17 protein-coding genes and 1 pseudogene are annotated in these 18,060 nt (G+C 65.8%); 6 read left to right on the top strand and 12 right to left on the bottom strand.

Translation table 11 applies throughout. From position 1 onward, the window contains the following. The 3 genes from A5712_RS07210 to A5712_RS07200 all read left to right on the top strand — a co-directional run. Nucleotides 1-517, top strand: a 517-nt coding sequence (locus A5712_RS07210) for a DUF732 domain-containing protein (protein ID WP_156766454.1), incomplete at its 5' end; no start/stop codon positions are given. Between the two features lie 193 nt (nt 518-710). Further along, nucleotides 711-1,178, top strand: a complete 468-nt coding sequence (locus A5712_RS07205) for a DUF732 domain-containing protein (RefSeq protein WP_068102972.1) — start codon at nt 711-713, stop codon at nt 1,176-1,178. A gap of 33 nt (nt 1,179-1,211) precedes the next feature. Further along, nucleotides 1,212-1,874, top strand: coding sequence for an N-acetylmuramoyl-L-alanine amidase (locus A5712_RS07200; RefSeq protein WP_231982024.1), 663 nt, complete (start codon nt 1,212-1,214; stop codon nt 1,872-1,874). 6 nt (nt 1,875-1,880) lie between these two features. On the opposite strand, the gene glnA is transcribed toward A5712_RS07200, so the two are convergent. Continuing rightward, complete coding sequence (gene glnA, locus A5712_RS07195; RefSeq protein WP_068102970.1) at nt 1,881-3,317, bottom strand: type I glutamate--ammonia ligase; 1,437 nt, start codon at nt 3,315-3,317, stop codon at nt 1,881-1,883. A 301-nt stretch (nt 3,318-3,618) separates the two neighbouring features. On the opposite strand from glnA, the gene A5712_RS07190 reads away from it, so the two are divergent. Further along, complete coding sequence (locus A5712_RS07190; protein WP_082973324.1) at nt 3,619-5,379, top strand: NAD-binding protein; 1,761 nt, start codon at nt 3,619-3,621, stop codon at nt 5,377-5,379. Here A5712_RS07190 and A5712_RS07185 read toward each other — a convergent pair. The 4 genes from A5712_RS07185 to A5712_RS07170 all read right to left on the bottom strand — a co-directional run bounded on the left by A5712_RS07185 (nt 5,376) and on the right by A5712_RS07170 (nt 8,410). Then, nucleotides 5,376-5,813 carry a hypothetical protein gene (locus A5712_RS07185; protein ID WP_068102967.1) on the bottom strand — a complete coding sequence of 146 codons (438 nt, stop codon included), beginning with the start codon at nt 5,811-5,813 and terminating at the stop codon, nt 5,376-5,378. The two genes, A5712_RS07190 and A5712_RS07185, sit on opposite strands and share 4 nt — an antisense overlap. Beyond that, a complete protein-coding gene (locus A5712_RS07180; protein WP_068102965.1) occupies nt 5,810-7,666 on the bottom strand; it encodes a WXG100 family type VII secretion target in 1,857 nt (618 codons plus the stop codon). Before A5712_RS07180 ends, A5712_RS07185 begins: the two co-directional genes overlap by 4 nt. 9 nt (nt 7,667-7,675) lie before the next feature. Beyond that, complete coding sequence (locus A5712_RS07175) at nt 7,676-7,978, bottom strand: RNA 2'-phosphotransferase (protein WP_231982022.1); 303 nt, start codon at nt 7,976-7,978, stop codon at nt 7,676-7,678. Between the two features lie 75 nt (nt 7,979-8,053). Next, the gene (locus tag A5712_RS07170) at nt 8,054-8,410 is read right to left on the bottom strand and encodes a hypothetical protein (protein ID WP_068102962.1); all 357 of its coding nucleotides are present in this window, start codon (nt 8,408-8,410) and stop codon (nt 8,054-8,056) included. A gap of 270 nt (nt 8,411-8,680) precedes the next feature. Between A5712_RS07170 and A5712_RS07165 the strand changes: the two genes are divergently transcribed. Next, on the top strand, nt 8,681-9,289 hold the full coding sequence (locus A5712_RS07165; RefSeq protein ID WP_369830367.1) for a M15 family metallopeptidase: 609 nt from the start codon (nt 8,681-8,683) through the stop codon (nt 9,287-9,289). A 7-nt stretch (nt 9,290-9,296) separates the two neighbouring features. Here the strand turns inward: A5712_RS07165 and A5712_RS07160 are convergent, their stop codons facing one another. From A5712_RS07160 to A5712_RS07150, 4 genes and pseudogenes are all read right to left on the bottom strand, one after another. Beyond that, nucleotides 9,297-10,814 (bottom strand): serine hydrolase, encoded by a 1,518-nt coding sequence (locus tag A5712_RS07160; protein WP_082973323.1) that lies wholly within the window; start codon nt 10,812-10,814, stop codon nt 9,297-9,299. Between the two features lie 64 nt (nt 10,815-10,878). Continuing rightward, entirely contained in the window at nt 10,879-11,790 is a 912-nt protein-coding gene (locus A5712_RS32650; RefSeq protein WP_068102978.1) for an N-acetylmuramic acid 6-phosphate etherase, read from the bottom strand. Nucleotides 11,791-11,877: 87 nt separating this feature from the next. Continuing rightward, nucleotides 11,878-12,597, bottom strand: a pseudogene (locus A5712_RS32645) (BadF/BadG/BcrA/BcrD ATPase family protein); the annotation flags it as partial. Between the two features lie 52 nt (nt 12,598-12,649). Continuing rightward, nucleotides 12,650-13,810, bottom strand: coding sequence for a PE domain-containing protein (locus tag A5712_RS07150; protein WP_068102959.1), 1,161 nt, complete (start codon nt 13,808-13,810; stop codon nt 12,650-12,652). Between the two features lie 233 nt (nt 13,811-14,043). Between A5712_RS07150 and A5712_RS07145 the strand changes: the two genes are divergently transcribed. Further along, nucleotides 14,044-15,639 (top strand): protein kinase family protein, encoded by a 1,596-nt coding sequence (locus A5712_RS07145; RefSeq protein ID WP_197519318.1) that lies wholly within the window; start codon nt 14,044-14,046, stop codon nt 15,637-15,639. Here the strand turns inward: A5712_RS07145 and A5712_RS07140 are convergent. The 3 genes from A5712_RS07140 to A5712_RS07130 all read right to left on the bottom strand — a co-directional run bounded on the left by A5712_RS07140 (nt 15,626) and on the right by A5712_RS07130 (nt 17,909). Then, entirely contained in the window at nt 15,626-16,534 is a 909-nt protein-coding gene (locus tag A5712_RS07140) for a DUF808 domain-containing protein (RefSeq protein WP_068102954.1), read from the bottom strand. The two genes, A5712_RS07145 and A5712_RS07140, sit on opposite strands and share 14 nt — an antisense overlap. A 25-nt stretch (nt 16,535-16,559) precedes the next feature. Further along, nucleotides 16,560-17,363 carry a crotonase/enoyl-CoA hydratase family protein gene (locus tag A5712_RS07135; protein WP_068102976.1) on the bottom strand — a complete coding sequence of 268 codons (804 nt, stop codon included), beginning with the start codon at nt 17,361-17,363 and terminating at the stop codon, nt 16,560-16,562. Nucleotides 17,364-17,441: 78 nt separating this feature from the next. Continuing rightward, nucleotides 17,442-17,909, bottom strand: coding sequence for a glucose-6-phosphate dehydrogenase (locus tag A5712_RS07130; protein WP_068102951.1), 468 nt, complete (start codon nt 17,907-17,909; stop codon nt 17,442-17,444). Nucleotides 17,910-18,060 lie beyond the last annotated feature (151 nt).

The following is an 18,060-nucleotide window of genomic DNA, read 5'->3' as shown; positions in this document are numbered from 1 at the left end:
TCACGCGGCTTCGGATGAAGCCGACCGCACGTCGGCGCGCGACTACGACGACGTCCGGGATGAAGCACCGGAAGACCGCCAATCATGGAGCGCCACTTGGCGAAAGGCCGCCGCTCTGCTGATGGGCGGTCTGGGGCTGGCGGGCGCGATCGTCCTGGTCTTCTGGCTCTTCAGCCCGTCCCCCAAGGGTCCGCAACCGGCCGCGCCAAAGCCTGCATCGACCGCACCCGCGGCGCCAACTTCAGCGGCCGGCCCGTCGTCCATCGTGTCCACGCCGGATCAGGACAACAAGTACGTGCAGGACCTGAACGATCACGGCATCTCGTTCGCCAATCCCGAGGCCGCCATTCACAACGGGAAGGTGGTGTGCGACGACATCCGTCAGGGGATGACGGTGCCACAGATAGTCGGGGCGTTCCGGACGAGCAATCCGGGGCTCGACGCCGATACCTACGTGACGATCTCCGTCCACGCGTACTGCCCGCAGAACGCCAACCTGGTCGGCCCCGTGTCCTAGCGCGGTCTGTACGGACCGCCGCAGCCATGACAGACTTCGACATCGGCCATTGACGTGTCGTTGAACTCCGGAGCGTAAACGGTGCGATATTGATTGGACTTGGGGTTGCCTGGGGAGTCCGGGCGAGGGGTCGGCGTGATTCACGAAGCGCGAGCGCCCTTGGCGACCATCCGGGAGTCAGAGGAGGCCGCGCATGACGGGCAGCCAAACCAGGCAGACGCCGGTCGGGGTGCTCATCGGCGGGGCGGCTCTCGCGGTAGCCGCCCTGGCGGGCCTCATTTCGGTGGGGGTGTACCTGTCACGGGACAAAACGGCGATGTCGCCGGGCCCGCAAACCGTCACGGTCAGCGCCTCGAGCGCCGCCAACGCGCCGGCCGACGGCGCGGACGCACAATTCCTGTCCACGCTGGACAGCTACGGCATCAGCGACAGCGGAAAGGCGGCCATGCGTCAGCGGTTCATGGAGCTTGGCCACCACAGCTGCTTCATGATGTTGCCGCCGCGGCCGGAGCCCATCGAGTCCACGGTCAACAACATCCTGGCCGCAGAGAACCAGGACAGAGCCGCGGGTAACCCGTGGCCGAAACGGTTCAGTCATGACGACGCCTTGCATTTGGCGCAGGCCGCCGTCTTTGCGTACTGCCCGAGTGCGGCGAAGTAGGAGCACTGGCCCATGGTTGACCGCCGTCAGCTGTTGCGGCTGGCGGGCGGCATTGGCTTGTCGGTGATCGGCGCGGGTGCGGCACGGCCGGACGTTGCCTCGGCCGCTATGTCGGCGCAATTGCTCTGCCGAGACGCATGGGGGGCGCGACCTGCCCGTGCCGGCGGGAAGCCCCACACCATCACCCGCATGACGCTGCACCACGAGGCGGTGGTCCTCGGCGAAAATCGAAACGCCCCAAGCCATTTGCGTCAAGACCAGCGGTACCACCAAGACGAGAAGGGCTGGATTGACATCGCGTATCACGTCGGCGTCGACCGCAACGGCAACATCTACGAGCTGCGAAGCACCGAATTCGCGGGCGACACAGCGACGGACTACAACACGACCGGCCATTTCCTGGTGCTCTGCGAAGGCGACTTCGATCAGGAGGCCGTGTCCGAGGCCCAGCTGCACGGAGCCGCGCTCGCGTTCGCCTGGGCCGCGCAGAACTTTCGGGTCGCGAGCAACACATTGGCGGGCCATCGCGATCTGGCCTCGACGTCCTGCCCGGGCGCGAACCTCTATGCCCATCTGTCGTCGGGTGACCTCAAGCGCCGCATTGACGATCTGCTGGCCGCCGGCCCGGTGGACCTCCAGCGGTTTTGCGGGCCCGACGCGGCCGCAAAAGTCGCGGCCATCGAGGCCGGGAACTGACCAGCCTCACACGTCGTAGTACAGGGCGAACTCGTACGGGGTCACTCGGAGGTTGAACGGCGCGATCTCGTAGTCGCGCTTGTAGTTGATCCACGTCTCGATCAGGTCGGGCGTGAAAACGCCTCCCTCCGTGAGGTATTCGCTGTCCTCCTCCAGCCGGTCGATCACCGCGGACAGCTGGGTGGGAGCCTGAACGATTTCCGCGGCCTCCTCGGGCGGCAGCTCGTAGAGGTCTTTGTCGACCGGTGGTGGCGGCTCGATCTTGTTTTTGATGCCGTCCAGGCCGGCCATCAGCATGGCCGAGAAGGCTAGGTAGGGGTTGCCCGACGAGTCGGGACAACGGAACTCCAGTCGCTTGGCCTTCGGGTTGTTGCCGGTGATGGGGATGCGCACGCACGCCGAGCGGTTGCGCTGGCTGTAGACGAGGTTGATGGGGGCCTCATAGCCGGGAACGAGGCGCTTGTAGGAGTTGACCGTGGGGTTGGTGAAGGCGAGCAACGACGGGGCGTGATAGAGCAACCCGCCGATGTAGTGCCGCGCGGTGTCCGACAGGCCGGCATAGCCCTCCTCGTCGTACATCAGGGGGACGCCGTCCTTCCACAGCGACTGGTGGCAGTGCATCCCGGAGCCGTTGTCGCCGAACAGGGGCTTGGGCATGAACGTGACCGTCTTGCCCGCCTGCCACGCGGTTTGCTTGACGATGTACTTGTACATCTGATGGTCGTCGGCCGCGTGCAGCAACGTGTTGAACTTGTAATTGATCTCGGCCTGGCCGCCACCCCCCACCTCGTGGTGGCCCTTCTCCAGGGAGAAGCCGGCGTTGGTGAGGTTCGTCAGGATCCTGTCGCGGAGGTCGACGTAGTGGTCGGTCGGGGCGACCGGGAAGTATCCGCCCTTGGGCCGGACCTTGTAGCCGCGGTTGGGGCTGCCGTCGGACTCCGTCTCCTCGCCGGTGTTCCACCACCCTGACGTCGCGTCCACCTTGTAAAAGGAGCTGTTGATGTTGGAGTCGAACTTGACCGAGTCGAAGATGTAGAACTCCGCCTCCGGGCCGAAGTAGGCGGTGTCCGCGATGCCGGAGCTGATCAGGTAGTTCTCGGCCTTGCGGGCGACGTTGCGCGGATCGCGCGAATACAGCTCGAGGGTGAAGGGGTCGTGCACGAAGAAGTTCACGTTCAGCGTCTTGGCCTCGCGGAACGGATCGATCGTCGCGGTCTCCGGGTCGGGAAGCAGCAACATGTCGGACTCGTGGATCGATTGGAAGCCGCGAATCGAGGAGCCGTCGAAGGCCAGGCCTTCCTCGAACACGTTCTCGTCGAACACGTAAATCGGAATCGTGAAGTGCTGCATGGTGCCCGGCAGGTCACAGAAGCGGACGTCGACGTACTCGATGTTCTCGTCTTTGACGAGTTTGAAGATGTCGTCGGGCGTGTGTTCGGACACGGGCTGCTCCTTCGCTCGCCACTATCAGACTGTTGACGCGAGTAGCAGTGGCGCCAGGGTTTTGTACACCTCAACTATTTCGTCGGCGTGACGCGCCCGAGTCGAACCTGTTGCACCGCACGACTTTCTGCATCCGTACTCCTCAGGTGGCATGAGCCGGCACGGTGGCCGATAGTCATAGGAACGAAAAGCGAAAGGCCGAACCATGAAGACGATGTCATCGGTTCCCCGGCTTAGGCCACAAATCGACCATATCGACGGTCGCATGGAGCAACCCGTTTCCCACCCGGCGCGCGAGATCATGCATCGCGAAATCATCGTCGCCGGTGACGACGCTCTGTCGAGAACCATCGCCGAGGAGTTGCGGGGCGCCGGCGCGCGGATCATCAAGATCAACACCGCCGCCGATCTGCTCGGCGCCGGGGTACATCGCGCCCGGGCAGTCGTCTGCGCCGGGCCAAACGACGCGATCAATCTCGAAATCGCATTGCTGGCAAGGCAATACAGCCCGGACGTGCGCGTGGTGGCCCGGCTGGCCAATGATGTGCTGCGCGAAGCGGTGTCGACCGTCAACGGCCCCGGCGCGATCCTGGACGTCGCCGAGCTGGCGACGCCATCGCTCGTCGAGGCGGTCCTTTCGCGCAACGCGCACCAGTTCGACACGGCCGGTATCGAATTCGTCGTCTGGGGAGCCGAAGCACCGCACGACGGGACGCTGCGCGAGATATACGGCGACCTGGCGCCGGTAGCGGTGGTCCACGGCAAGAAGTCACCCTCCCCCGGCGAGGTGGTGCCATGCCCAGGACGGGATCAGCGCGTCTACGCCGGCGACTGGACGTCGATGATCGGCGTCAAAGACGAGTTGGAAGCCCGCGGGATCAAGGTGCCCCCCGCGACCGCGACCCGCGCTCGCCACTCCAGGGCGCGCCACGCCATCGACGCGTTCCGTGCCATGCGGGACGACATCAACCCGATGCTCTTTCCCTCGTTGGCCTTCGCGCTGTTCCTGACGCTCGCCGCGACCGCGGTAGTGCACTTCACCTACCGGAACCCGCGGATGTCGTGGATCGACGCCCTGTACTTCACCTCCGAGACGATCACGACCGTCGGCTACGGGGACTTCAGCTTCGCCCAACAAGCCCCTTGGCTGCGGCTGTTCGGTGTGGCGTTGATGTTCAGCGGCGCGATCGTCACGGCCATCCTCGTGGCGTTCCTCGCGGACCTGCTGCTGTCCCGCCGCTTCGTCCAGGGTGCCGGGCTCCGGCGGGCACGCCACATGCGCGACCACGTTGTCGTCATCGGTTTGGGTTCCGTCGGCATCCGCGTCGTGAGCGACCTGGCCGCGGCCGGATATGACGTCCTGGTCATCGAGAGCGACGAGAACAACCGCTTCTTGCCGACCGCCGCGGAGCTGGACGTACCCGTGATCTTCGGAGATCCGGCGATGCGCCAGACGCTGGAGTCGGCGCGCGTCGATCGCGCCCGGGGAGTGGCTGTGGTGACCAGCGACGACATGGAGAACATCGAGACCGGGATCGTGCTGCTGGAGATCCTCGGATCCGATACCAAGACGCCGATCGTCATGCGCGTTCAGGGCCGGGCGCTGGGCACCGCGGTGAATCGGCGGTTCGGCTTCGAGAACGTGCGGTCCATCGTCGACCTCGCGGCGCCCTGGTTCATCGGCGCCGCGATGGGCCTGCAGGTGCTCGGGACGTTCTGGGTAGGCCAGCGCTCGTTCATGGTGGGCGGGATGCTTGTGGCGGAGGGCAGCGAGCTGGACGGGCTGACGATGGTGCACATGTCCACGCAAACCCGCGTGATCGCGATCATCCGGCCGGAAGGGCCGATCAGGCTGCGCCCCCGCCGCGACGCCCGACTGCAAGCGGGCGACACCGTCTACCTCATCGGCCCGTACCGCGAGCTGATCGCGACGCTGCGCAAGGGCCAGCCGCCGCCGCTGACCGCGATCAACGGCGGGACTGCGGCGACGCTGGCGGCGGCGCGTTCGTCGCACAGTCGAGAAACGCGCCGGCCGAGATGGGCGCAGGAGACAGAGGTCTAAAGACTCGGTTCGCGGTGTTCCGGTCCACTCATTTCGAGGATGCCGTCATGTGCGATCGGGAAATACTTCTCGATCCGACGGCGCACTGATTCAAGGAACTCAGTAGTCGTCGGAAACTCTGGCAAATCAGCGTCTCTTATATCTTCGGGAGGAACACCTTGCCGAATGGCGAACGTCGGAAGGTATTGCCACTTGCCGGACGGATCATATAGACCAAGTACATTCGCGGCATCCAGTGGAGCGATCATGCAATTGATCTCACCTTCCCGGGGTGCGTCGTACACCTGGATCTTGCAGTCTTTTGAACGGAAGAAGGCGACGGAGGCCTTCCGTCCGCAGTGATCGATGTCGCTGAACTCCTCTAGCTGGAATCCAAGCTGGATCAAGAGAGGCTCGACAATAGCCCGGACTCCGGCCAAGAACTCTTGCGTCATCCGTGCCCACCCGTCACGCGTATCCAAACATCTCCGACTTGCTGATAACCGTATGCCTCTGCATTGGCCTTCAGGAATGATATTTCTCTGGCGGAGAAAGTATTCGGCCTCAGCGCCAGGACCTCTTCAACAGAGTTGAATCCTTGCGGCAAATGGTATTCGATTCGAGACACACCAGCCTCCATCTGGCCGCGAAGAAACTGTTGGTTGACCTGCCACGCGAGATCGTCGCCTACCGGCTTGGGGAGCCCATAGGTAATCGCATCCCACGTTGGGTTCCCGGTATCGAAATAAATTCCGCCCTGGCCTCTGGCGTCGCCGATATAGCCGGCTGCATCACCGTCCCACTTGCCTAGTACGACTCGGTCTGGGTTGTTACCGACGTAGTGGGTCGCCATATCAGCGACTTGCTGGCTGAGGTAATCCGTGGGTTCTCCATGAATCAAGGCTGCGTAGAGATCCTGCCCGGCCTGGTCGGCGAACGGCTGGTATTTGATGGGCTCATCGAAGCCGACCGGCACATGCGGCAAATGCGTTGGGCCGTAATCGATTGCGGCGACGGCATCGAAGTCGGCCAGTCGGCCTATGCCGGCGCCTTCGCCGCCGAAAAGTAGCCCCGGCAGGGCGTACGCGCCGTCGGAGGCTTTGCCACCCAGGTAGTAGGCCGGGCTCGGTGCGTCAAAGAAGTTCTTGACCTCGCCGACCGCCGCGCCGATCGGGTTTGCAGCGCTCTCGACGGTGCCCTTGAGCATCTGCTGCCATGACTCGAGCACGCCGGGCGCTCCCGGCCCTCCTACCCCGAGGAGGTTATGGATGCCCTGTTCCGTCCCGAACCAACGATCACCGAATCCTTCGCCGAAGCCCGGCGGTGGCACGGGCTTGGGCTCCGGGGGAACGTAGTTCGGCATCCCGTTGTCGATCCACTGCTGGGTGCGCCCGACGATGTCGTTCAGGCGCGCCTCGATCTGCTCCGGAGGAGCACCGTCGCGGATCATCGATTGGCGGGCCATCGTCTTGAAGCTCTCCACATCAGAGGGTTTGAGCTGCGGCGGCGGGCCGGGGACAACGGGCTGACTAAGCCGATTCAAAAGGTCGGGCAGGCTGCCCGGTGGCGGCTGGTCGCCCTGACCGCCGGTGGGCTGCTTGTCGGCGGGCATCAACAGGTCTTGCGGCGACGGCGGCTTGCCCGTCGTGCCGGCGGCCACAGTCGGCGCGTCAGCCGCCGGCCCGTCGCCGCTTCCGGGGCCGGCGGGGAGCAGCATGTCTTGGAGTGACCGCGGCTTCCCACTCGGAGCAGACTTCGGCCGCCCTTGCGATGGCGGACCGTCGGTAGGCGGGTGCCCGCCAGTACCCGACGGGACCTCGCTCACAGCGCTGCGGATCGCGGCGGCGAGCTCCTGGTCGGCGCCTTGAGCATGCACCTTCAACAGGATCAGCCGATCCTGCAACAGCTGCTGCTTTGCGGCGAACTCGATGGGATCGCGCCCAATCCACGTGTCGCCCACGTCTATTCGCCAGTCCGGCGTAATCGTCCACCCGTTGGCATCGGCTGCCCGCTCGATGTCGGCCAGCTCGTTCTTGCACGCCCGCACGTCTGCCTCGGCGCGCGACACCGCCGCGGCTACCTGCCTGGACTCCTGACCGTCGGCCTCGATGTCGCGGCGAGCCTTGCCCAAGTCGGCGCGAAACGCCTCCCCCGCTTCGCCTTGCCAACCGCTGAGGACACTATTGACCTGCTGCAGGTTGTCCCCCAACCGCTGCAAGGTATTGGCACGCCCGTTGGCCGTCTCGAACACCTGCTGGATCGCACCGAGGTCCCAACGCTTGACGTCAGATGGGGTCAACGCCCCCACGAGCTACCCCTACTCCCGCAGTGACCTGAAAGCTTGCGCCGACTCGCCCTCGTTCGTGACGTAGCGGAACATCGCCTCGGCCACGTGGGACCCCAACCCGTCTATCTGCAGCTGATGATGGTCGTGCCGGATTTCCCATCGCGCCGCCAGCTCGCCCAACGCCAGCTGCGACGACCCGATCCAGCCCGGCGCGGCCGCGGCCAGCCCGTCTTCGTGGCGGACGAATTCCAGAGCGGCCTGACCGACCGCGTTGAACATGTCGTTGCTGCCGACGTGCAAGGCGGCAGGATCCACCTTCAATTCATCCCCCACGATGGTCCCCTTCTGGCATCGCGCTGGAATAGTAGCCCGTTCCGGGGTCACGCGCCCCTCACCCTTGAGCGACGCTCAGCTGGACTTTTCTTGCTCGTCGCCTTCCTCGGACTCGTCCGACTCGTCCGAGTCCTCGGACTTGTCGGAGTCCTCGGACTTGTCGGAGTCCTTGGACTCATCGGAATCCTTCGATTTGTCCGAGTCGTCGGATTTGTCCGAGTCCTCCGACTTATCGGAATCCTTGGATTTGCCGGCGTCCTTGGACTTGTCGAGCTTGTCTGCGTATTTCGTCAATAGCCCACTCAATTCGCGGGCCTCGTCGGCAGCTAACAAGTCGTCGAATAACCGCTCGTCGCTCTCAGAGACGCGCTCGAGGTAGACCGCGTCGTCCTTTGTGCCGACGTCCCATCGGCCCCCTTCGTGACCAGGCATCTGATGCCACCTTCCGATTACTGACGTGATTGGCCAAGCTGATGCCGGTTGTTTACCCACTTCTGCTGCAGCACAGGCCACGATTTCCGTCCGCGGTAGCGTTGGCACCGGACCTGTCCGGGAAACGGTGAGGATTCATCTCCATTGACGCCCTTCCAGCGGCCGTGTGCCGTATTGGCGGAAGTGCTCGCGGCCGGCGTCGTGCTAGTGCAATGCACCGCCGCGCCGCCACCGCATGCGGCCACATCGTCTCCGTCGTGGTCAGCGGCCGTGTCGTCGTCACCCGCCGCGCCATCGCCGGCGAGCGCGTCGCCAGCACCCGCGGGTGCGACGGTAGAGCCGGTCACCGCCGCAGAGCTCGGTGCGACCTGGCGGCCGGGTTGTCCCGTCGAACCCGGGCAGCTGCGACGGCTCGACGTCGACTACCTCGGTTTCGACGGCCAGACCCACCGCGGCCAGCTCGTCGTGCATCAGGAGCTGGCGCCGGAGGTCGTCGCGATCTTCGAGCAGCTTTACCGGCTGGGCTATCCGATCGAGAAAATGCAGACGGTCGACCACTATTCGGACGCCGACGACGAGCTGTCGATGGAGGACAACAACACGTCGGCGTTCAATTGCCGACTCATCCCCGGAACCAATGAATGGTCACCGCACGCTTACGGGCGGGCTGTCGATATCAACACGCTTGTCAACCCGTGCCTCTACGCCAGCGGGTATTTCGAACCGCGGAACGCCGCGGCTTACCTGGACCGCACCCGCACCGACCCGGGACTTTTACACGTCGGCGATCCGGCGGTGCGTGCCTTCACCGACCGCGGTTGGCGGTGGGGTGGCGAGTGGACGGCTCCACTCGATTATCAACACTTCGAGAAGACCTAAAGGCCCCTTAAAGACCCAACGCCCGCGCCGCCGCCGTCGCCACTTCGCCGCGCAAATCCGAGATCGGTTCACTGCCCCGCGTGTGGATCGAGTTGGTGAGCAGCACCACGTAGGTATCGGAGCGCGGGTCGAGCCAGAGTGAGGTTCCGGTGAAACCGGTGTGGCCGAAGCTGCCGATCGGAAAGATCATGCCCCGCGCCATCGAAAGCGGCGTATCGATATCCCAGCCAAACCCGCGCAGGTTCTGGCCCGCGATCGCCGGATAGCGCGCGGCGAGCAGCGGATATGCGGGGCTTCGCCTCATTGCGAGGGCTTGGCGGGCGGCGTCGTTGGCCGCCTGGAGCTGCTGGGCCGTATGGCCCGGCTGCTGCGGAGTTGTCATCAACTCCAAAGTCGTTTGCGTCAAGGGAAATTCGCTTGGGCGGCCCGCAAGCCGATCGAGCAGCGCCTGCGCGTATATGCCCACATCGTGCGCCGTCGAAAAAACCCCGGCATGCCCGGCCACTCCCCCCATGCGCCGCGCCGTCGTGTCCTGCACGGTGCCCCGAATCAGGTAATCGAGATCGGGATTCTTGCCCGGATCGGCGCGGCCATCTTCGTCGCGTGCCGTCGGCGCGATGCGCGGCAAGAGGTCCATGCTCCACGCGCCCGCGGGACATGCGGTCCCGGTTGACGGGCCGGCCCATCCAATCGCGGCTCCCCGGACCGTGTGCGGGCCACAGGCTTTGTCCGGGGGGAGGTACCGGGTGTCTTGCATGCCAAGCGGTGCGAGCACGTGTTCGGCAACGTAGTCGTCTTCGGCCTCGCCGGTGATTTTCTCGATCAGCGCACCGAGCAGGATGAAGTTGATGTCGGAGTAGCGAAAGACCCCGCCAGGATCCGACTCCAGCGGCGTCGTGAGCGCGCGATGCATGCCTTCCGCTTTGTCCGCTCCGTCCAGTCCCCATGGATCCTTGAGTTCGACGTCGCCCGTTTCGCCCGAAGTGTGCGTCAGCAACATGCGAACGGTCACCTTTGCGCGGCGCGGGTCGTCCGTCGTGTTGAAGTCAGGCAGGTACTGCTGCACCGGGTCGTCGAACTGAACCTTGCCTTGTTCGTAGAGCTGCATGACGGCAGGGGCGGTGGCCAAGATCTTCGTCAGGGACGCCATGTCGAAGAGCGTGTCCTCGGTCATCGGCTCGGCCGGTGCGGGCGATCCGTCCAGCCCGGGTTCGCCCGCAAGCTTGCGCGAGCCATACGCCTGGTGAAAGACGACCTGTCCGGCGTGCCCGATCACGACCACGGCACCGGGCAGCCTGTTCGCGGCGATCGCGTCGTTGATCAGCTTGGAAACCGGTGCGAAATCAGGTGCGGGAGCCGCGTCGGGCGGTTTGGACAGGGTTGGGAAGCTGGGCGCGGGGGCGGCGGCGGGAGCGGGCGTTGGCGCTGGTGGCTGCGAACTGTCGATTACCGCCGTCTGCGATACATGGGCATGCGAGCAACCCGCCACGAGTACGACGGCTCCGACGGCGATGGCCCTTCGCATGCGCTTCATGATGATCCCGCACCGATGCTGGATCCGGCGGCACGGCTTGTCAAGGAAGCGGATTTCATTGGGGCGCACCCGTAATGAGCGCGTCGCGCACGCGCCCGCGGGCCCGGTCGAGCCGACGGGCGGCCTCGGCCGCGTCGACGCCGGCGAGCAGCGTGACGATCGCGGTCTTGGCGTGGCCGCCCGCGGCGGCGAGCGCGGCGGCCGCGGCCTGTTCGTCGACCCCGGCCGCGTCGCGGACGATGCGCACGGCGCGGCGACGCAACTTGGCGCTGGTGGTGCGGACATCGACCATGCGCGGCCCGTAGGCTTTGCCGAGCGCGATCATGACGCTGGTCGAAAGCGCGTTGAGCACCACCTTCTGTGCCGTCCCGGCGGTCAGCCGAGTCGAGCCGGCGAGCACCTCCGGTCCGGTCAAGAGCTCGATCATTATGTCGGCAGACGCCTCGCTGCCCGGGTTGTTGACGATCGCGACCGTCAGCGCTCCCAGCGCGCGCGCATGCTCGAGCGCCCCCAGCACGTAGGGCGTCCGGCCCGACGCCGTGATCCCGACCAAAGCGTCGGCGACGCCGAGATCGGCGAGATCGGCGGGGTCGAACGCGTCCTCCGCACCCTCGATCGCCTCGGTCAATGCCGCGTTCCCGCCGGCGATTACGGCACGCACGAGGTCGGTGCCGAACGTCGGCTTGCACTCGGCCGCGTCGAGCACTCCCAGGCGTCCGGGTGTTCCGGCGCCGGCATAGATCAGGCGGCCTCCCCGCTCGAGCCGCGCGACGATGGCTTCGGCCGCCGCCGCGATCCGCGGGACCGCCGCCGCAACCGCTGCGTGCGCCTCGCCCTCGGCGGCGACGAGCAGCGCCACGACATCGCCGATCGGCCTTAGGTCCAGGTCGTCGAGGCCGGGCCGGGAACCTTCGGTTGCCAGCGCGTCGAGCCCATGCCGAGCAACGTTTTCAGGGGCCGCGTGCACGCGGATCACGTGCGGCTCGTGAATCGCGGCGAGCCGCAGCGCGCCGTCGAGCGCGTCGCCGGCGGCCGGGATCAAGTCGAGCCGTTTACGCAGCGCTTCCGCCCCCGCCAGGCCGCCGACCATCGCGACCGGCCCGTCCCCGGCCGCGCGGGCGGTCGCGGTGAGCGACTCGGCGGCGGCGCCGACGATCGCCGAGGCCACCGGGTCGTCTTGCGCGGCGAGGACGTCGGGCGCGAACGACGCGACCGCCGCCGCGTCGGTGAGCTGCGCCGGCCACGATTCGGGCGCGCCGAATCGGGCGCGGGCGGCGTCCAGCAGCGTGGTGGACGGGCCGCGACCGTCGTGGGCGCGCAGCGCCGCGCGCAGGCCCGCCGCGCCGATCCACGCGCCGCCACCCTCGTCGCCCAGCCACGGGCCCCAGCCGTCGGCGGTTCGCAGCGCGCCGTCCGCGCCGATCGCGAGCGCCACAACTCCGGTCCCGACGACCAGCACGACGCCCGGCTTCCCGTCCAGCGCGCCCGCGTGTGCGATCACGCTGTCACCTGTCACGGCGACCCGCTCGGCCCGCAGCGAAGTCAGCAGCGACTCGGCCAGCGCGCGCGCCGCGGCCGGCGCATTCAGCGCCCCGGCGGCCCCCACGATCACCTCGTCGACCGGGCCGAAGTCTCGCGCGACGGCCACGATGGCCGCCTCCGCGGCCCGCACGCCGCCCGGCGTCGCGAGTCCGGGCGCGCCCGCTCCCTCGGCCCTCCGGCCGCCCCCGGAGGCCCGACACGACGTCTTGCCGAGGTCGATGGCGAGGATCATCGGACCCATTTTTTCATGGAGCTTGTGAGCGGCGGCCTTGCACGGCTCGCGGTCAGTGCACGAGACCGAGTTCCTGATCGATCTGCGCCCAGTAACGAGGGCCGGTCGGAGTCAGCAGAATCCAGTCGTGAACTTGGCCCTGCGCCAGCACGAAGCCCATCGGAGCCCCGTCTGCTAAGGCAATTTGCTGCAGGGCAAGCGTCTCGTTGTAGAGGGAATCGAACGAGCCCGAGTAGACATACGTCGGGGGCAGGCCGGTCAATGGCCCATACAGCGGGCTCACCTCGGGATCGGTGATGGAAAGGCCGCCCGCCCATACCCTGCCGATCTGGCCCCCGTCGCGCGCCAGGTCGAGCCAGGGTGATAGCAGGACCATCGACGACGGCACCGGTTGACCGTGGGCCACCAGGTATTTGGCAGCGGCCAGGGCGAGGTTGCCGCCCGCGGAGTCACCGGTCACGCTGACGTGCGAGGCACCGTGCAGGGTGATCTCCTGCGAGATGAGGCCGGCGATATTGGGCACCACGGTGTTGGCGGTGCCGCCCTGCTGCAGCAGCGGGTAGATCGGCACCTCGATGGTCGCGCCGGTCTGATAGGCCATCACCGTGTAGTCGATCCAATGGAAGAGCGACGGCGGCAAGATGAACGCGCCGCCGTGAATGGCCACCACGTAATCGCCGCTCGGATGAGCCGGCGTGATCTGCACGACGGGCATCCCGTTATAGGTGGTGTGCTGCACCGTTTCTCCGAGCAGCAACGTCAACAACCGCGGCGGGTTGTTGGTCCCGATGATGCCGGTGAACGGATTGTCGCCGGTAAGCAGCGCCAAGAGGGGTGAATGCGGGTCTGCGAACAGAACATCGAATCCCTGGCTGAATCCGTTCCCCAGCGCCGTGGGGATCTGCTGGATTTCCTGCTGCACACCGAGCAGCGCCTGCTCAAAGAGCGCCAGAGGCGATGCGTTGGCCGCCTCGGCGGCGGCATACGCGCCGGATGCGCCGCTCAGGGCCTGCACGAACCAGTTGTGATAGGCCGCCGCCTGCGAGCTCAGGGCCTGATAGCCCTGGCCATGCGCGGAGAACACGGCGGCGATCGCCGCGGAGACCTCGTCCTCGGCCGCGGCCAACACCTCGGTGGTGGCGCCCGCCACGCCGCGGTTTGCCGTCGCGACCACCGAACCAATCGAAGCCACGTCCGTGGCCGCGGCGGACATCACCTCTGGCAACGCAACAACATACGACACCGCGCAGCTCCCATTACCGATCGCCGAATAGCCAGAGCCTATGCCCGCGCCGCGGAGTCAGGGACAAGTTTGCGAGGACTTCCGCCCCTGCGAATACAGGGTTTAAGAGCGTCCACCCCCGGCTATGTATGGATGACCAATATCAGCGTCCGTGCGCGTCCGGCCGATGCGGTCGGTGAGCACCGCGGGAGCGAGACGAAGCGATGACCGCCACGCAACCGGTTGCACCTGATCCCCCGACGACTGACATTCCTCGCTACTGGGCAGAGCCGTATTCGCCCAGAGAAAAGGCGCCCCTTGTTGCCGGTGCCACAATCGCGGGCGGCCGGATTCGGCTAATGATCTTCTACGGCAAATCTTCGCATCTTCAGTTCTGGCAAGCCGCTGACACGGTCACGGGGCAACATCTGGCGGTCACGGTGATCGACTCCGAGAACTCGCTGCCGACCAGCACCGTCGACGCGATTCTTTCCAACACCTCAAACCTGCGCGGCATCGAGTCGCCAGGCTTGGCGAGGGTGATTGATGTGGGACGCGACTGGTGCGGCGGAGTCGTTGTTTCCGACTGGACGCGCGGTGCCACGCTGAAAGAAGTAGCCCATACGCAGCCGTCGCCCGTCGGGGTCGCAAAGGCGGTCTTATCCCTGGCGGAGACCGCCGACGTAGTGCACGGGGCAGGTTTCGCGTTGTCAATCGACCATCCCGAGCGAATCCGGGTCAGCGTCGACCGGCGCCTGGTGTTGGCTTTTCCGGCGACCATGCCAAATACAACGCCGCGGGATGACCTTCGGGGCATCGGTGCGGTCATGTATGGCTTGCTTGTCAACCGTTGGCCCGCCAAAGTGGGTGCCCCGGTTGAGGATTGGACGCCCGTCGAGACGGATGCAGAGGGCCTAATCCCAGCGCCCGCGGTCCTCAACCCGCAAGTTCCGTTCCTGATTTCATCCACCGCCGCGGGGCTAGTGCGTGATGGCGACGGCATCCGCAGTGCCAGGACGACTTCGACGTTGCTGCGCGAGGCCAGCGACGACGCCAAGAACTACGCGGCGCCGTCCACCACCCGCGAGTTGCTCTTACCTCCGCCGCCCGGCTGCTATGCCAGCTTTCGCAATTTCGGACCGGCCGAAAAGGCCGAATATGCTCGCCGTCAGCTGTTGAAAACGATGCTAGGGACAGCGGCGGCTGTCGTTCTCGTCGTGTTGATGACGTTCGCTAGCGCAATCAGTCGGATTGTGGGCGCCGTCAACACCGACGCAGCGATGCACCCGGACAGGCTGGGACTTCAGACCACGACGCCGAGTTCGGCGACGCCGGCAGCACCTCCGCCTGCCGCTCGAAGTGGAACGGTTCAGCCGCTCAAAGCCTCAGTCTTTTCACCCGGCGGCGCCCCGGACAGCCCAAACTCGGCCGGGCTGGCGATTGACGGTAACCCCGCCACGGCGTGGTCGACCGACACTTACTTTGACCCCGAACCGTTCCCAAAGTTCAAGGACGGGGTCGGATTACTGTTGGAACTTCCCGAGCCGACATCGCTGAGTGCCGTGACCGTCGACCTGGACAGCACCGGCACGGTGGCACAGATACGGTCATCGCCGAGCGCGGCACCCGCCAAGCTCAGCGACACCGCCGAACTGAGCCCGCGCACCGGGCTGGGGCCCGGCCACAACGTCATCGCCGTGAGCAAGCCCGCCCCGGTGACCGTCGTAGTGCTTTGGATAAGCACCCTCGGCACCACCGGAGGGAAAAGCCACTCCGACATTTCCGAGGTAACGCTTCAGCGGGCAGTCAGCCCAAGGTGATGAACAAAGCAGTCCCGATCCGCTTCGACAACCGTATGACCACAAAGACCGCAAATCCGACTACCAGCCCAACCACCGCGGATACTCCGGTGTCGACCAACCAGCCCAGCACCACACCAAAAGACTTGACGCCGTGGCGAACCTGATCCTCGGCACGGAGGAGCAGGTCATACGGGGGGTGCCAACCGAGGCGGTCGCTCCCCGTCAGCAGTATGTGGCCACCGACCCAGAGCATCGCCAGCGTCCCGACCGTCGACAGCGCCGAGAGCACCATGGGCATCCCAGCGACGAGATCTCGGCCGACCCGTTGCCCCACTCGGGATGTGGTCTCCGTGAGGTGCAGGCCGACGTCGTCCATCTTCACGATGACGGCGACGACGCCGTACACCACGACGGTCAGGACCAAGGCGACGACGATCAGAATGATGAGCCGCGGCACCAACGCCTGGTCGGCCACCTCGTTGAGGGCGATCACCATGATCTCGGCGGACAAGATCAAGTCGGTCCGGATCGCCCCGCTCACCACTTCGTGCTCGGCGACCGGCGGAGTGTCGGCGTCATGACCGCGGATGCTCGCCCAAACCTTTTCGGCGCCTTCGTAACACAGGTAGGTGGCGCCGAGCATCAAGACCGGGGTCAGTAGCCGCGGCGCGAACTGACTGAGCAGCATCGCGACCGGCAGGATCACCACGAGCTTGTTACGCAGGGATCCGACCGCGATGCGTTTGATGATCGGCAACTCGCGCTCGGCGGCGATGCCGTGGACGTATTGGGGCGTCACCGCGGTGTCGTCGATGACGACCCCGGCCGCCTTGGCGGTCGCGCGGCCGGAGGCGGCGGCCAGCCGGGCGAGGACCGCGACGTCGTCGAGTAGCCCGAAAAGGCCGGCGCTCATCGCGTCTCCCCGATCTCGTGGGAAGTTATGCGGGGTTGGTGAAGACGGATTGCTCCCCGGACATTCCGGCGACGACGGCAGCGATCTGGTTGGGCGTGCCGATCAGCCCCGTTTGCAGAACTGATTCCAGCGCAAGAGCCGTCGCGGGTTCGTTGCTCATCCATGTTTCGTTGTAGAGGCGCTTCGCGGCCCGCACGGCATCCGGTGACTTCAGCGCGATCTCGCCCGCGAGTGCCAGCGCCGCCGACAGCGGATCCGCGGCTGTCCGGGTGACCAAGCCGAGCTCGGAACCCTCGCTGCCGGAAACGATGCGGCCGGTGAACGTCAATTCCTTCGCGACGTCGATCGGTAGAAGTCTCGGCAGTGTCTGCGTGATGCCCATGTCGGGAACGAGGCCCCACTTGATCTCCATGATGCTCAGCTTCGCGTCCGGCGCCGCGATCCGGATGTCCGCGCCGAGGGCGATCTGGAGACCGCCGCCGAAGCAGTTGCCGTGGATCGCGGCGATGACCGGCGCCGGTACCAACGACCAGTCGTAGCTCACGCGCTGAGCGAGGTTCGCGGGCCGGTCCTGGTCTCTGTCCAACAAGACGCCGGTGCCACGTTCGCCACCCATGAAACTCGCGACGTCCAAACCCGAGCAGAAGCTTTTGCCCTCACCGTGCAGAACGACCGCGCGGACCGACGTATCACCGGCCAGCTTCTCCGCGGCGTCCACCAAGGCTTCGAACATCGCTTGGTCGAGCGCGTTGTGTTTGTCGGCGCGCACCATCGTCGCCGTTGCCACGCCGTTGTCCGCGATCCGCACCCGGACCCTGTCTTCGCTCACGATTAGCAATGTATCGGGCCGGCATCCGACCAAGTCGGCCGCGGCGACCAAAGGTGGAGCTGCCGGAAATCGAAACAGCTAACCGGGCAGACTCACTCGCAGCGCAAGGTGCTCATCGAGTATCCGGCGCAGCGCAGCGTCCATCGGATGAGCGGATGCGAGGTCGCGGCCGAACCGACTGTCCACCGCAACCGCCGCGCCTTCACGCAGTTCGGCGGTGTCGACCTGATCGACGAAGGGATCGAACAACGCGGGCGGCGTGGCCAGGTAATACAGCGCCCGGCGCGACTCAGTCAGTCCGACGGCATACATCAGTCCGTGTTGGGTGATCACGAAGAGTTCGGAGGTGACCCTGGCGTTCGGGGTCTCGGTCTCGCCCCATGCCATCGCGGCGCGCCGGGTCTGCGCCAATCGATCCGGAACGTGGTCAGTGAGCGTGAGCAAACTATCGACGAGTGCTCCACCGGTTCGCGGATATGCGCCGATCGCTGGTCCGAAGTACCGCTGGAAGATCTCGCCGAAAAAGTCGTACAGTTGCTCGCTCATCGCGCACTCCCGGGTTTCAGACAGGCACCTCAATTGTGCGCCCAAAATCGTCAGCTGGGCAGCACGAGTTTGGCCAGGACGGCGACCTCGCTGATGTCGACGTCCTTCAGCCGAACCGCCCACCCGCGGCATCAACAACGTGCCGCGATCG

The sequence above is a fragment of the Mycobacterium sp. E2327 genome (genome assembly GCF_001672675.1).
In the GTDB taxonomy this organism is placed as follows: domain Bacteria; phylum Actinomycetota; class Actinomycetes; order Mycobacteriales; family Mycobacteriaceae; genus Mycobacterium.
Note: the sequence above shows the minus strand (reverse complement) of the source record. Positions and strands in the feature narration are given on the sequence as shown.